This window comes from Desulfosarcina widdelii, assembly GCF_009688965.1.
Classification (GTDB): domain Bacteria; phylum Desulfobacterota; class Desulfobacteria; order Desulfobacterales; family Desulfosarcinaceae; genus Desulfosarcina; species Desulfosarcina widdelii.
In genome coordinates, this window is the sequence record NZ_AP021875.1 from 318,854 (window position 1) to 333,530 (window position 14,677).

11 protein-coding genes are annotated in these 14,677 nt (G+C 56.5%); 3 read left to right on the forward strand and 8 right to left on the reverse strand.

What is annotated here, in order from left to right; translation table 11 throughout:
* Positions 1-117: 117 nt before the first annotated feature.
* The 7 genes from GN111_RS01535 to GN111_RS01565 all read right to left on the reverse strand — a co-directional run bounded on the left by GN111_RS01535 (position 118) and on the right by GN111_RS01565 (position 7,470).
* Entirely contained in the window at positions 118-1,803 is a 1,686-nt protein-coding gene (locus GN111_RS01535; protein ID WP_170302077.1) for a sensor domain-containing diguanylate cyclase, read from the reverse strand.
* Positions 1,804-1,885: 82 nt separating this feature from the next.
* A complete protein-coding gene (gene pyrB, locus GN111_RS01540) occupies positions 1,886-2,821 on the reverse strand; it encodes an aspartate carbamoyltransferase (RefSeq protein WP_155302060.1) in 936 nt (311 codons plus the stop codon).
* A 38-nt stretch (positions 2,822-2,859) separates the two neighbouring features.
* Entirely contained in the window at positions 2,860-3,804 is a 945-nt protein-coding gene (locus GN111_RS01545; protein ID WP_155302061.1) for a carbamate kinase, read from the reverse strand.
* A gap of 159 nt (positions 3,805-3,963) precedes the next feature.
* Positions 3,964-4,881 (reverse strand): ornithine carbamoyltransferase, encoded by a 918-nt coding sequence (argF, locus tag GN111_RS01550; RefSeq protein WP_155302062.1) that lies wholly within the window; start codon positions 4,879-4,881, stop codon positions 3,964-3,966.
* 12 nt (positions 4,882-4,893) lie between these two features.
* The gene (rocD, locus tag GN111_RS01555) at positions 4,894-6,099 is read right to left on the reverse strand and encodes an ornithine--oxo-acid transaminase (protein ID WP_155302063.1); all 1,206 of its coding nucleotides are present in this window, start codon (positions 6,097-6,099) and stop codon (positions 4,894-4,896) included.
* A complete protein-coding gene (locus GN111_RS01560) occupies positions 6,096-6,809 on the reverse strand; it encodes a FadR/GntR family transcriptional regulator (protein ID WP_170302078.1) in 714 nt (237 codons plus the stop codon). Before GN111_RS01560 ends, rocD begins: the two co-directional genes overlap by 4 nt.
* Positions 6,810-6,984: 175 nt before the next feature.
* Complete coding sequence (locus tag GN111_RS01565) at positions 6,985-7,470, reverse strand: cyclic nucleotide-binding domain-containing protein (protein ID WP_155302065.1); 486 nt, start codon at positions 7,468-7,470, stop codon at positions 6,985-6,987.
* 219 nt (positions 7,471-7,689) lie between these two features.
* Between GN111_RS01565 and GN111_RS01570 the strand changes: the two genes are divergently transcribed.
* Both GN111_RS01570 and GN111_RS01575 read left to right on the forward strand, forming a co-directional pair.
* Positions 7,690-9,093, forward strand: coding sequence for an aminotransferase family protein (locus GN111_RS01570; protein ID WP_155302066.1), 1,404 nt, complete (start codon positions 7,690-7,692; stop codon positions 9,091-9,093).
* 320 nt (positions 9,094-9,413) lie between these two features.
* Positions 9,414-11,804 (forward strand): penicillin acylase family protein, encoded by a 2,391-nt coding sequence (locus GN111_RS01575; protein ID WP_155302067.1) that lies wholly within the window; start codon positions 9,414-9,416, stop codon positions 11,802-11,804.
* A 17-nt stretch (positions 11,805-11,821) separates the two neighbouring features.
* On the opposite strand, the gene GN111_RS01580 is transcribed toward GN111_RS01575, so the two are convergent.
* On the reverse strand, positions 11,822-13,099 hold the full coding sequence (locus GN111_RS01580) for a substrate-binding protein (protein ID WP_155302068.1): 1,278 nt from the start codon (positions 13,097-13,099) through the stop codon (positions 11,822-11,824).
* 313 nt (positions 13,100-13,412) lie between these two features.
* On the opposite strand from GN111_RS01580, the gene GN111_RS01585 reads away from it, so the two are divergent.
* The gene (locus tag GN111_RS01585; protein ID WP_155302069.1) at positions 13,413-14,516 is read left to right on the forward strand and encodes a geranylgeranyl reductase family protein; all 1,104 of its coding nucleotides are present in this window, start codon (positions 13,413-13,415) and stop codon (positions 14,514-14,516) included.
* Positions 14,517-14,677: the final 161 nt, after the last annotated feature.

Here is a 14,677-nt window from a genome sequence, read left to right on the forward strand (position 1 = left end):
AAATGGTTGTGGATACCATATATGGTGTTTATAAACTGGTTTCCGGATGTTGCGTGACGGCTGGATTGACAGGGCATTTCGTTATTACGGTGAAACCGAACTGTTGCTGATCGAGGTTTATACGTTTTTTCGGTTCCTTTTTTTCATTTCATACATTTTTTTGTCAGCCACCCTTTGGGCAGCCTCGATCCTGGTTGACCGGTCGAATGCTGCCATGCCCCAGGATGCGCTGACATTTTCGCTCTCGAATTGTTCCTCAACCCTCTTTAGTATTGTCTGAACATTTTTTTCTGTGCACTCGGTTGAAAGGATCGCGAACTCATCGCCGCCGATACGGGCGATCTGGTCTACATCTCGAAGCGCCGTCCGGAGGCACCGCGTCGCACGCAGGATAAGTTCGTCCCCAGCCTCATGTCCAAGCGTATCGTTTATTTTTTTCAATCCATCCAAATCTAATATAATGACGCACCCCTTGTTTCCATAGCGCCGCGTCCGAGCTTCCTCGCGGGCGATACAGTTTTTCCATCCTCGTCGGTTGAGCAGCCCCGTCAGGCTGTCGGTTACCGCCTGCGCTTCTAGTTGGTGCGTCAGGCTAACGATAGCCTGTTCCCGTTCCTTGCGCTTGGTAATATCCTGGTGGGAACCGAACATCATCAGCGGTTTGCCATCCAGGGTCCAAGTAAACACTTTCCCTTTGTCGAGCACCCATACCCAGTGCCCATCTTTGTGTTTCATGCGTCCTTCGAACTCATATATATCGGTCTGGTGCCGGAAGTGTTTTTCCAGTCGTTCTCTTCTGGCATTCAGATCGTCAGGATGTGCAAGCTGCAGCCACGTTTCGCTGGAGACCGGCTGAAGCTCTTCGAGGCGGTAACCGACGATTTCAGCCCAGTGTTCGTTGAAAATGGTTTCCCCGGTATGGACGTTCCACTCCCACGTGCCAACATTCGTGCCACTGATGATCGATGAGAGACGGTATTGCTCAATCTGAAGCTCCTGCTCGAGTTCTTTCAGAGGGGTGACGTCAGCCGTGTGAACGAATATGCCGCAGATCTGACCACCAAAGACGTATGGTATGTACGTCACCAGACTTTGCCGAACCCCGCCTGGCGTTGAAATGACCCGTTCAAAGACCTGTTTTTTTCCCTCGTAGGCTGCGGTAATATATTGCAAGTCCTGTTCATAAAGCGGGCCGAGAAGCTCTTTTATTGTGGTGCCCAATATCTCGGTCCGTGTTTTTCCGAACCAGCTATAGTAGGCTTCGTTTGCGAAGACGCAAATTTGGTTCTGATCCCAAAAGGCAACCATGGCATCGATGCGATCAACGACGTTTAACACGATTTCCTGGAAATCTCCGGAATTATCGGTTCCCGCAATCTGGTTGGGTGATACCTTTGCAGGATCAACGATTAGGATTGCGTATTCGTTTCCACGAAATTGAAAAGGGAATGTGCTGACCAGAGCATGAATTTCTTTTAGATTTCCATCCCGTAGGAGCTGCAACCTGTGAGGGCTGCGAACGACCCTGTTTCCTCTGAATGCTTCCGCTACAGCATTTCGAATAACGCACTTACTGCACGATGGCGCTCGTCCGCATCCTTCCGAGACATCGCGAGAATGTAAACAATGCAACACATCCCCCGCACGAAACCCGAGTATGGTCGAACTTTCGGCTTCAAATAAGGGCGCGGCCGCTGCATTATGTTCAATGATTCGCACGTCATTATCGACAACAAAGACCATTGATGGCATTGCGTTGAAAACGGAGGCAAAGAACTCTCCCGATTGTTTTTCTTCCGGCATCAAATGAGTTACCTGTATAGGACGAAACGCTGAATGAAGCAGCAGGGGTGTTTTGCCGTCTGCCGTCATCCCTGAAAAACAACTATTTGCTGAGCAGCAGATACAAAAGCGCCATGCGGATATACAGTCCGTTCTGGGCCTGTTGGAAATAGCGCGCTCGGGGGTCGTCGTCGATTTCTTTGGGAATTTCATCCACCCGCGGCAGCGGATGCATGATAATGGCGTTGGGTTTCATGGCCTGAACACGCTCGGGGGTCAGGATGTATTTGCCCGCAGCCTCCAGGTAATCGTCCGGGGAGTGGAAACGCTCTTTCTGGATGCGGGTCATGTAAATGCAGTCCACCTCGGAGGCCACCGTCATCAGGTCGGTCTCTTCCCGCCAGGCAAGGTTGTTGCGATCAAGATAGGCTTTGATATCGCCTTCCATCTTGCACACCGGCGGCGAAACAAAAACGATTTCCACGTTTTCATACTTGGTCAGCAGATAGGAAAGGGAGCGTACGGTTCGGCCGTAGCGCAGGTCGCCCACCATGGCGATTTTCAGGTTGTCCACCCCGGAAAAGGCATCCACGATGGTGTAGAGGTCCAGCAGGGCCTGGGTGGGGTGCTGGCCTGCGCCGTCACCGGCATTGATCACCGGAATGTCGGAAATTTCCGCAGCCCGGGCAGCGCTGCCCGCCTCGTTGTGGCGCATGACGATCACGTCGGCATAGCCGTTCATAATGCGGGTGGAGTCAGCCAGACTTTCTCCTTTGGCCGCGCTGGAAAACTCGCGGGCGTTTTCCGTGGTAATTACCGATCCACCCAGGCGCAGCATGGCGCTCTCGAAGGAAAACCGGGTACGGGTGGAAGGCTCGTAAAACAGCGAGGCCATGATTTTTCCCTGCAGGGCGTTGGCGAAACGGCGTTCTTTGTAAAGGTCGTCCTTCAACTGGTCGGCGGTCCGGAAAACCGTCTCCAGCAGGTCGCGGTCGAACTGCTGGGATTCGATGACGTGGGATAGGGGAAAGGCGGTCATGGGCGGGCTCCTATTCTTTATTCAAACAATCTTTTCAATTATTCTTCCACGAACTCCGTGCCGGTTTTTCCGTCCACAGCCTCGACGATGCGGTCGAGGCGAGCGATGACCGCCCGTTTGCCGCCGCTGCCGATAAACTGCATGGCCGCCTCCACTTTTGGCAGCATGGCGCCTGCCGAAAAGTGTCCCTCGACGATATGCCGTGCCGCTTCCTCCAGGCTGACGACGGACAGATACCGCTGATCGGGCTGCCCGAAATTCAGGGCCACACCGTCCACGTCGGTGGCGATCAGGAAAATATCGACCCCCACTTCTTCGGCCAGGCAGGCGCTGGCCAGATCCTTGTCGATGACGGCATCCACCCCGTCGAAGGTCCTGCCGGCACGCACCACCGGGATGCCGCCGCCGCCGCAGCAGACGACGATGAATCCGGCATCGATCAGCCGTTTGATTTCGCGTTTTTCGACGATGGTCACCGGCTTGGGAGAAACCACCACCCGTCGGTAGCCTTTGGAGGTTTTTACTGTCGGGTATGGCAGCCCGGCGGCTTTTTCCTGGCTGAAGACCGGTCCCACCGGCTTGGAAGGAGCGAGAAAGGCCATGTCGTTTTTGTCCACCACGACGTAGCTGATCAGGCTGACCAGCGGTTGATTGTTGACACCTATGGCCATGAGGGCCTCGTCCAGGGTGGATTCGATCATGTAGCCGATCTGCCCCTGGGTCTGGGCCACCAGGATTTCCAGGGGCAGGCGGGGGACAGCGTCGCAGGATTCCTGCTGAAGCAGCAGGTTGCCGACCTGGGGGCCGTTTCCATGGGTGATGATGATCCGGTAGTCCTTGGACAGCCGGGCGATTTGGGCCATGGGAATTTTCAGGTTGGCGAATTGCTCCTCGATGGTGCCGACCTGGCCCTTTCGGATCAGGGCGTTGCCGCCGAGGGCCACGAGGAGGACAGGTTTGGGGGTTGGGGATCGCTCTCTCATTCTCGGGACATTTTCTGTTTTGAACAGAATTCAGAAGTCAGAAATCAGAAGTCAGAAGGAGGATTCGCCTTCGGCTCGGTCCAGTTTTTTCGATTGGACGGAGCGTAGCGACTTCAATTTTCTTCCGTCTTCCGTCTTCCGTCTCCTGAATACTGCCCATCACGCTTTGCCGCAGATTTTCAGCAGGATGGCGTTTTGGGCATGCATGCGGTTCTCGGCCTCGTCGAAAACAATGGATGCTTCGGACTCCATCACCGAATCGGTGGTTTCCACGCCGCGTTCCGCCGGCAGGCAGTGCATGAACAGGCTCTTTTTGCCGGTGGCAGCCATAAGGGCGTCATCGACCTGGAAGCCCGCAAAACGGACTTTGCGTTCTTCGGCCTGATCCTTCTGGCCCATGGAGGCCCACACGTCCGTGTAGACGATGTCCGCGTTTTTGACCGCCGCCATGGGATCGTGACTGATTTCAACTTCGGACAGGCCGGCCCGCTGCGCGGCGGCAAATGTCTCGGCGTCGGGTTCGTAATCGTCCGGGCAGGCGCAAACGAAGTGAAACGCCAATCGCTGGGCCAGGCGCAGCCAGGAGTGCACGATATTGTTGCCGTCACCCACGTAGACCACCTTCAGGTCTTCCAGTCGGCCGCGGTGCTCTAAAATGGTGAACATGTCGGCCATGATCTGGCAGGGGTGGTTGTAGTCGGTCAGTCCGTTGACCACGGGCACGGCGGCGTGCTCGGCCATTTCCAGCATATGCTGATGGGCGAATAGGCGCGCCATGATCACGTCATTATACCGGGCCACCACCCGGGCGATATCCTTGACCGCTTCGCGCTTGCCGATGGAAATGTCCGACGGTCCCAGATACAGGGCATAGCCGCCCATGCGGAAAAAGCCGGTTTCGAAGGAGATGCGTGTGCGGGCCGACGGTTTGGCGAAGATCATGGCCATGGAGTGGTCTTTGAACGGCTTGTAGTCTTCCCGACGTTTGAAGCGTTCCTTGATTTCCCTGGCCAGGGCGAAGGTTGCGTGAATTTCGTCGGCGGTAAAATCGGTAATGTGCAGAAAATCGCGTTTCACGGCTCGGTCTCCTTAAAAAGGCTTTGTCATCACGGCTTCGATCTGCTCCAGAGCCCAATCCACCTCGTCTTTTTCGATGACCAGGGGCGGGGCGAAGCGGATGGTGTTTTCGTGGGTCTCCTTGCACAGCATGCCCCGGTCCGCCAGCCTGTAGCAGAACTGCCGGGCGCCGCCGGCTTCGGGAACCAGTTCCATGGCGATCATCAACCCCCGTCCGCGTACCTCCTTGATATGTGGGCTGTGAACGGTTTTCAACCCCTTGAGGAAATAGTCGCCCATTTCACGGGCATTTTCAATCATCTTTTCCTCTTTAAGGACCCGCAAGGCGGTGCGGGCAATGGCGCAGGCCAGCGGATTGCCGCCGAAGGTGGAACCGTGTTCGCCGGGTTGCAGGACATCCATGACCTCTTTGTTGGAAAGGACGGCGGACACGGGGTAAAATCCGCCGGAAAGCGCCTTGCCCACCAGGGTCAGATCGGCTTCGATATTTTCGTGCTCTTCGGCCAGCAGGCGTCCGGTGCGTCCCAACCCGGTCTGGATTTCGTCCAGGATCAGCACCACGTTGTGCGCATCGCAGATCTTCCGGGCCGCCTTGAGGTAGCCGTCCGGCGGGATGATCACCCCCGCTTCCCCCTGGATGGGCTCCACCAGAAATCCGGCCGTGTTGGGAGTAATGGCTGCCTCCAGGGCGTCGGCGTCGCCGAAAGGAATGATTTTGAATCCCGGAGTGAAGGGCCCGAAGCCGGTGCGGGCCGTGGGATCCGTGGAAAACCCGACGATGGTGATGGTGCGGCCGTGAAAGTTGTTGGCGCAGACGATGATCTCGGCCTGGTCCTCGGGGATGCCCTTGACCTTATAGCCCCATTTTCTGACCGCTTTGATCACGGTTTCCACCGCTTCGGCGCCGCTGTTCATGGGCAGCACCTTGTGGGAACGCGTCAGCTTGCAGATATCCTTGTAAAACTGGCCCAACTGGTCGTTGCGAAAGGCCCTGGAGGTGAGGGTCAGATTCTGGGCCTGGGCCATCATGGTTTTCAGGATTTCCGGATGGCAGTGGCCCTGATTGACGGCACTGTAGGCCGCCAGGCAGTCCAGGTATTTCTTTCCTTCAACGTCCCATACCCACACGCCCCGGCCCCGGTTCAGGACCACGTCCAGGGGCTTGTAGTTGTGGGCGCCGTATTCGTTTTCCAGATCGAGATATTCCTGGGTATTCATGGATGGCCTCCTTTCATATATCTGTTGAAGCGTCGCACGTGGCTTCGCATGAGTGACCGTACGGCGGTTGCCTGCCGTTTTTTCAATGCGGCGACGATGTCGCAAAGATCCTGATAGTTTTCCTGCATGAACTGCCGATTCTTGAGGGGATGGGCTTCATAATACTGCTGGATGTTGTCGTGGACCATGCGCAGGACGAATTCGTACACGCGGTTGCCCGCCGCTTTGGCGATGGCCACGTGAATGCGATTGTCCGCCCGGCAAAACGCTTCCCAGCCATCCACACCGGATTTTACGTGTTCCCCGGCCTGGTCCAGCAGCCTTCCCAGTTCCCGGATATCATCCGGTGCGGCCCGCTGGGCGGCGATGGCCGCCACATTGCCTTCTACACCCTCCCGGAATTCGGAAAGTTCTTCCAGGGTAATTTTGCGATGGCGTACCAAAAGGCCTAAGCTTTCGGCCACGGGGGCCATGCCGGGTTTTTTGACGATGGCCCCGCCACTGACGCCGCGCTTGATATCCAGCAGCCCTTTTTGTTCCAGGACTCTCAACGCCTCGCGAAGCGGTCCCCGGCTGGTCTGGAACATCTCCACGAGGTCCCGCTGGGCAGGCAGTTTGTCGCCCACCTTGAGGCGGCCGTCCAGAATGGCGCCCTCGATCTGGGCGACCAGATCTTCGAATATGCGCTGCTGGCTGGTTTTCTTGAACATGATCGCACAACGCCGTTGAGTCGGAAAAGAACCCATTTTCAGGACCCTGTCCATCACGAAAGAACGCCTGTTTTCGGAGGACCGTGGGAAAAGGGCTAATGGGAGACCCATTAAGCCATTAAATCATCCAAGTCAAGGCAAAATACCTGGAGCGATTACAAGGAGAGTGGGAAACTCAATGGGTCAGAACTTCCAACAGTTCCTGTGAAGTGTCGCGCAGATGCAGGCTGAGCATTCGGGCGATGGACCGCAGGATTTTGACGCCGATGGCGGGATATTCGTCACAGAGTTGATCGAACCGTCTGCGGGAGAGGGTGAGCAGGGTGGCGTCGGTACAGGCCTTGACCGTCGCCGTACGGGAAAAGTTGCCGATGACCGCCATTTCGCCGATGGAACCGCCGGGCGCCTTGATAGCGATTTTCTTTTCGACTTCACCGGATTGAATTTTCAGTACGTCCAGGGTGCCGTCCACCACGAAGCATACTTCGTCTCCCGGATCGCCTTCGGCAAAAACGATGTCTCCGGGCTCGAATCGGGAAACATGCATGTGTTCGCTGACGATGTTGAGTTCCGTGCCATCCAGGTCGGCAAAAATAGCGATGCCGGACAGGCAGTTAATGATGGCCTCTTGCAGCAGATTCTTCTGATATGTCGATTTCAATTCCAAAGCTGCCCTCACCAGAAAGGGTATCGTGCCCAGTTGCGCGAAAAATTTGCGTAGTGCTATCGGAACGCTTTGAAATGGTTATCTCAAGAGTGCCATGGATGTCAATAATGCAGACATCGTAAGGAAACCGCCGCGGCACCGAATCTTGTTTTTTATAAGGGGATCTTATATAGCATCCTCGTCCCCTGGAACCTGCAATTAAAGGAGTTTTTCATGAAAACGCCGGACTCGGATATTTTAAACTACAATGTGGATGCGATGATCGACGGTGACCGGGATCATTTGTGGCACCACATCAAGCCCCATCGCTGTTTTCAGGCCCAGGAACAGATGATTATCGTAAAGGGCCAGGGCCTGACGGTCACGGACATCCGCGGCCGGGAGTATCTTGACGCCACCTCCGGCGGGGTGTGGTGCGTCAACGTGGGATACGGCCGCGAGAGCATCGCTAATGCCGTGGCCGCTCAGATGAAGCAAATGGCCTATTATGCCGGCAGCGTGGGCACTATTCCTTCCATTAAGCTTTCCGGCAAGCTGCTGGAACTGCTGCCGGGCATGGGAAAAGTCTACTATTCCAACAGCGGGTCCGAAGCCAACGAGAAAAGCTACAAAATCATCCGCCAGGCCACGACCATCGATCCACAACGCAAGGGCAAGTATAAGATTCTTTACCGGGACAGGGACTACCATGGAACGACCATCGCCGTTCTGGCCTCCTCGGGACAGGCCGAACGCAAAAAGGATTTCGGGCCGTTTCCGGAAGGCTTTGTGCAGGTTCCCCATTGCCTTTGCTACCGCTGCCCCTTTGCCAAAACCTATCCGGGGTGCGATATCCAATGCGCCCGGGCGATCGAGAACATTATTCTCGAACAAGGCCCCGATACGGTAGGCGGGTTGATTTTGGAGCCCATCACCGCGGGCGGCGGCATTATCGTTCCGGTGGACGAGTATTTTCCCGTTGTCCAGGACATCTGCCGAAAATACGGAGTATTTCTGGTCATCGACGAAGTGGTTGCCGGTTTCGGCCGGACCGGCGCGTTTTTCGGGCACCAGCATTTCGACGTGGCGCCGGATATGATCACCCTGGCAAAAGGGATGGCCAGCGCCTACGAGCCCATTTCGGCAACGGTGGTGAAACAGCCTATTTACGACCTGTTTCTCAACGACCCGGCCGATCCGGAATCGCGAATGCATTTTTTCAGGGATATCTCCACCTATGGCGGTTGTGCGGGAGCCATGGCGGCATCGTTGGAGAACATCCGCATCATCGAGGAAGAGAACCTGACGGAAAACAGCCGGGTCATGGGAGGCTACCTGCTCGACCGTATGCGGGAACTGCTGGACCATCCCAAGGTGGGGGACGTGCGCGGCAAAGGCCTTTTCCTGGGCGTGGAACTGGTGGCCGACAAAACGAGCAAGGCGCCTGCCGGCGAAGTGCAGGTCGGTGCGGTGGTGGACGCCATCAAAGCCGAAGGCGTGCTGGTGGGACGCACCAACAGCAGCCTGCCCGGACTCAACACCACCTTGTACTACGCGCCGGCGCTGGTGATCAACAAGGAGGAGGCCGACCGCATGGTCGACGCCACGCGAAAGGGGATCGAGGCGGCATTTGGTTGAAGTAAATGAAACTTCGGGCGATGCCCGAGGGATTTGAAGTGGTTCGAACCGGTCCGGCGAGACACTCGACAGGCGACTGTTTTTAGAACGTCGAACATCGAACATCGAACGCCCAACGTCGAATGAGGAGATCGCTTCGCTCCATCGTTCGATAAAAAAGGTTACCAGCAATTTTTATCGTCTGTAGTGCATTGTTTTAAAAAATAAAAACGATAGGATGCCTTATTCGAAGTTCAACGTTGAGCGTTCGATGTTCAACGTTCTTTCAGCCGCCCAAAGAAACAACGGGTCCGTGACGTTTCTATTCGTAGGAGGATTCCATGCGCCACATCCTTAGGCTGATTTCCACCGCGAGCCTGATCCTGCTGACCGGCTGCGCCGGGCTCAACCGCTATCCGGTCGACGGCACCCAGTCCCTGGACGGTCTCCGGGCGCCGGCAACGGTGAACCGCGACGAAAAGGGCATGGCCTATATTCACGCCCGGACGCTGGATGACGCCATGCTGGCCCTGGGGTATGTCACGGCCCAGGACCGGCTGTTCCAGATGACCCTCACCCGCCTGTTCGCCCAGGGCCGCATCAGCGAACTGGCCGGTGAAAAGGGCAGGGATGTGGACATCCGCCATCGCACCCTGGGATTCCACCGGCGGGCGATCGAGCATGCCAGGATGCTGGAACCGGATACCCGCCGCTGGTTCCAGCGGTATGTGGACGGCGTCAATGCCTATATCCGGTCCGGCGAGGATTCCTTTCCCCTGGAGTTCAAGCTGGCGGGGATATCGCCCGAATTGTGGTCCGTGGCCGACTGCCTGTCCATTTTGTACTACATGAGCTGGAGCACCTCGGCCAACCTGAAGGCCGAAATTGTCGCCCAGATGCTGATCGAACGGCTCGGCGAGCAAAAGGCCAGGGAGATTTTCCCCCTGAATGTCAATCCCGACGATGCGTTCTCCCTGAAGTTGGCCGCCGACGGGCGCATTTCTGAGAATTTGGCCGTCGGGTGCGATGGGATGCTTGCCGGCTTTCTGGAAGGCGGCTCCCATGAATTGGGGAGCAATAACTGGGTTGCCGGAGCAGACCTGTCGTCGGGTGGAAAACCGGTGGTATGCAACGACCCGCACTTAGATGCCCGGATCCTTCCCGGACCCTGGTATCCGGCCGGGCTTTTCACCCCCGATAACCGCATCGTCGGCGTCCATATTCCGGGACTGCCCCTGATGCCCATCTTTCGCAACCAGCATGTGGCCGCAGGCATTACCAATGCCTATGGAGACATGCAGGATCTGTTTGTCGAAACCGTCGATCCGGCAAATGCGGACCACTACCTGGAAGGCAGCCGTTCGATTCCCTTTGCCGTCATCCGGGAAACGCTGAAAATCCGGGACAAGAAGGCCGAAGACGGTTTCAGGGAGGAAGCCATTGAAATCCGCAGCACCAATAGAGGACCGGTGGTTTCCGGTGTGCTGAAGGGCCTGGAAACCGATAAATTCATGAGCCTGCGATGGGCGCCTTTCGAAACCATGGGACCGACACTAGGCGTGATGGAGGTGGTCCAGGCCAAAAGTACGGCCGAAATCCGGTCCGCGCTGGCCCATACCAACATCATCATGCTCAATTTCGTTTTCGGCGATGATCGCGGCGATTTCGGCTGGCATGTTTCCGGACGTCTGCCCATTCGCAGCCGCTGCGACGGAACCGTTCCCTGTGTCGTCACTGACGGAGAAGACGACTGGCGTGGTTTCGTTCCCTTCGATGAGATGCCCCAGATTACGAATCCGGTCAAAGGATGGGTGGGAACCTGCAACCATCACACCGTGCCTCACGACTATCCGTACTACTACTCTTCCTATCAGGCGACCAGCTATCGCTATCGCCGCCTTAAAGAACTGATGGCCATACCGGGCAAAAAGACGGCCGACCAGCATTGGCAGTACCAGCGCGATACCTACAACCTGCTGGCGGAAAAGCTGGTGCCTTTCATGGTGCCCGTCCTGAACCAATCGCTGCAGACGCGGCCGCTGGCCAAAATTCTCGGCCAGTGGGATTATCGCGACACGGCCGATGCCCCCGGCGCCACCGTGTTCCATTCCATTTACGAACGATTCGCCTGGCTGACATTTGCCGATGAACTGGGAGAACCGCTTGCCCGAACCATGCTCGGGGTCTGGTATTTCTGGCAGGAACGGTTTCAGCAGATGATGTTGACCGACGACCTGGATCACTGGTTCGACGACGCCGCGACGAAAGCGGTTGTCGAGAGCAAACAGGATCTCCTGATCCGGGCGGCTTTGGACGCCCAAGCCGGTTTGTCCGAAACCCTGGGCGCCGACCCCGAGAACTGGAACTGGGGCGCCGTGCACCGCCACACCTTTGTCAGCCCGATCCGGCGGGAAGGGCCGGGCAGCGGCTTTCTGGGCGGCGGCACGCACCCTGCGCCCGGATCCGTGGAAACCCTGTACCGCGGGTTGTATGATTATGACGATCCTTACGCGGTAACCGTTTCGGCGTCCTTGCGCATGGTGGCCGATCTGGGCGACGACGATAAAGTGCTGGCCGTCATTCCCGGCGGGGTGGCCGGGCGGGTGTTTCACCCCCACGCCACCGACCAGATCGAGGCCTTCATGAGCGGAGAAAAACGTTACTGGTGGTTCAGCGACAATGCAATTGCAGAACATGCGCAATCCACCCTGCGGTTGCAGCCCCAACCCTGAAAAAACCGGCGTTGGTTTTATTCTCCCGGGAGCTTCTCCAGTCTTGCCAGTTTGCCGGCGGCATCGCGGGTTTTGTTCCACTCCCTGCGCGTGCAGGCCGCCATGTCCCCCGGCAGGCTGTCGATGATTTCAAAATAGTCCAGATTGTACTTGTTTTTTACCACCTCGTCTCTGGGTTTGCAGCGCACCACGTAAACCGTCTGTACCGACTGATGATCGAAGTCTCGCCAGACCTGAGGATCTTTGAGCAATTGGTAGCGGTGCCCTTCCAGGGCTTTGATTACTGTCGGCGCATCGAAACTGCCGGCCCGTTCCACCGCCGCTTTGTATTCGAAAAGAATGGTGTAAGCGGAAGCCGCAGAAGAGCTGGGGTAGCGCGTGTTCGCCTGACGGTAGTCTTCCACAAACTGAATTCCCCGTTTAAAGTGGTATCTGTAAGGAACCTGCCAGCACCACGGAACGGTTCCCACAACTCCCTGCATGGCCCTCGGACCGCCGCGTTCGGCCATGCCCAGGGTTAGATTGGGAACTACGATCTGCATGCGGTCCTTCATGCCCATCTTGTGCGCCAGGCGGATGGCGTTGGCCATTTCCTGGCCGAACAGAACCATGACCAGCACGTCCGGGCGCTCTCTGGCCGCAGCAGTCAGTGCCTCGGTAAAATCGATGGAGGGAAACGGTGTGAGAATGCCCTTGTGCACGGATTTGTCTTCGGTGCCGGTGAATTTTCTCAAAGATGCTTCGGTTGTCCATCCCCAGGTATAATCGGAGGTGATATAGAAGTATTTTTTCCCGGAATACTTCTTTTTGAGAAATGAAGAGATGGCTTTGGCGGCCATCCACGAATCATTGCACTCCCGGAAGGTATGGCGATGCGCCTCGCAGCCGGTGACTGTTGTGGAATAGGTCAGGGTGCCGAAAAAGGGAACCCCTTTTTGCTGGCAGACCTTGGACACAGCCACGGCAACCGCACTGGAAGACCCCCCGAAGACCATTTGCGCGCCATCGATGTCGATCGCTCGGACGGCGTTTTTGGCGGCGATGTCTGTATTGGATTGGGTGTTGTAGGTGACCAGTTCGACCTGTTTGTTCAAGATGCCGCCCTGGGCGTTGATTTGATTTTTTGCCAGATAGGCCGCTTTCCACTGCTCTTTGCCTTGCTTGAAATAGGGACCGGTTTCGGGGTAGTTCAATGCGACGGTAACGGTGCCCTCGCTGGCCAGAGAAGCGGATGCGATAAAAAAGAGCAGGAGTGCAGCCTGGATGCAGCAGGTTGTCGTTCGACGGTATTGCATGTTGACCTCCTTTTATGCATGCCGTGGCGGCATGCCCGGTTTTCGGGCCTGTCTTCGAAAGGGTCGATGGTGGGTCCAACCCCGAATCTATAGAACTGAACAAGCTACGTAAAATAACGAAACAGCAAAACCTATGCCACAAAAATAAAATTAAAATCGTACAATAAATGAAAACAATTCATTTATATGGGGTTTGGAATCGATGAAATTTTTAAATAAATCGGTTTTTGTTAAAATATAAGGATAATTTTAAATTGCTGGAGGCGGGCAACATGGAACGCCCTTTCAACATCGACAGGTACGGAGTTCATCCATGAAGACGGATGTGGTCGTTGTGGGTGCCGGACCGGCCGGTTGTGCAGCGGCCCACGATCTGGCTTTGCAGGGCATCCGCGTACGGCTGCTGGACCGGGTCGAATTTCCGCGAAAAAAGGTGTGTGCCGGCGGGTTAACGGTCAAAGCGCGCCGCGCGCTGCCATATTCCGCCGAACCGGTTGTCCAGCGGACCGTTAGCAGCCTTGCCGTCAGTTGCCGCATGCGGCGCCAGCGGTTTTTTACCGGCAAGGATCCCATCTGCCATATGGTGGACCGATCAGCCTTCGACTTTTTCTGTCTGCAAAAGACAGTGGCCGCCGGAGCGGTATTCAAAATTGTCAATCGGATCGAGAGTATCGTGGAAACCCGCGGGATCGTTACGATGAACACGGACTTCGGACCGATTCGCTGCCGATATCTGATCGGCGCCGACGGGGTTCATAGCCGGGTGCGGCTGCTCACAGGCCGATTTAAAGCGATTCGCTTCGGTTTTGGCATTGAAGGGATTGTTAAGGACCTGCCGGACAACGATCCGGGCATGGGCTTCGATTTCGATAAGGTGTGTGGCGGCTATGGCTGGGTATTTCCCAAAAAGGACCACATCAATGTCGGCCTGTATACCCAGCGGTGGCCGGCCCGTATCCGGCGGCAGGATCTGGCCGATTACGCTTCCCGAAGGCTCGGCGGCGCTCCGCCCGAACAGGTCAGCGGCTATCGGTTGGGAATGGGCGGTTGGCGATATTGGCCCGGGCGTGGACGGGTGCTGCTCGCGGGCGATGCAGCAGGACTGGTAGACCCGCTGCTGGGAGAAGGCTTGTATCACGCCATCGTCAGTGGCCGGAAGGCAGCCAGGGCCGTCACCGATGCCATGGATACCGGCTGCGATGCCTGCCGGTCGTATGGATTCGCCCTGGCGCCCATCCAGCGGGAATTGCTGTTCGCCCGGTTTGCCGCGGCCGTTTTTTACCGGCTGCCCGACATGGGCTATTCGCTGCTGACTTCACCGGCAGCCCGGATTCCGCTCATGGGTGGGTTTGCCCGAGGAATGACGCTGCTGGACCTTGTTTTGAACGGGGTTCGATTTTGGATAGGCCGTATTTAGCTGATAATGGTTCAAGGATTCAAAGGTTCGAGGCATCTCCTATCAATTGAACCAACGCAGCCAACCAGTCAAACGATCCAATCTCTCTGCGCCCTTAGCGTCTCCGCGGTGATTTCCCACATCTCAAATCCATCTTGCATCATCTGTCCTCCGACCTCCGA

Excerpts from the sequence above, each read along its gene's own strand:
- GN111_RS01560 (WP_170302078.1), bottom strand. The coding sequence starts at position 6,809 with ATGTTCAAGAAAACCAGCCAGCAGCGCATATTCGAAGATCTGGTCGCC.
- GN111_RS01585 (WP_155302069.1), top strand. The coding sequence starts at position 13,413 with ATGAAGACGGATGTGGTCGTTGTGGGTGCCGGACCGGCCGGTTGTGCA.
- pyrB (WP_155302060.1), bottom strand. The coding sequence starts at position 2,821 with ATGACCGCCTTTCCCCTATCCCACGTCATCGAATCCCAGCAGTTCGAC.
- GN111_RS01570 (WP_155302066.1), top strand. The coding sequence starts at position 7,690 with ATGAAAACGCCGGACTCGGATATTTTAAACTACAATGTGGATGCGATG.
- GN111_RS01535 (WP_170302077.1), bottom strand. The coding sequence starts at position 1,803 with ATGCCGGAAGAAAAACAATCGGGAGAGTTCTTTGCCTCCGTTTTCAAC.
- rocD (WP_155302063.1), bottom strand. The coding sequence starts at position 6,099 with ATGAATACCCAGGAATATCTCGATCTGGAAAACGAATACGGCGCCCAC.
- GN111_RS01580 (WP_155302068.1), bottom strand. The coding sequence starts at position 13,099 with ATGCAATACCGTCGAACGACAACCTGCTGCATCCAGGCTGCACTCCTG.
- GN111_RS01545 (WP_155302061.1), bottom strand. The coding sequence starts at position 3,804 with ATGAGAGAGCGATCCCCAACCCCCAAACCTGTCCTCCTCGTGGCCCTC.
- GN111_RS01575 (WP_155302067.1), top strand. The coding sequence starts at position 9,414 with ATGCGCCACATCCTTAGGCTGATTTCCACCGCGAGCCTGATCCTGCTG.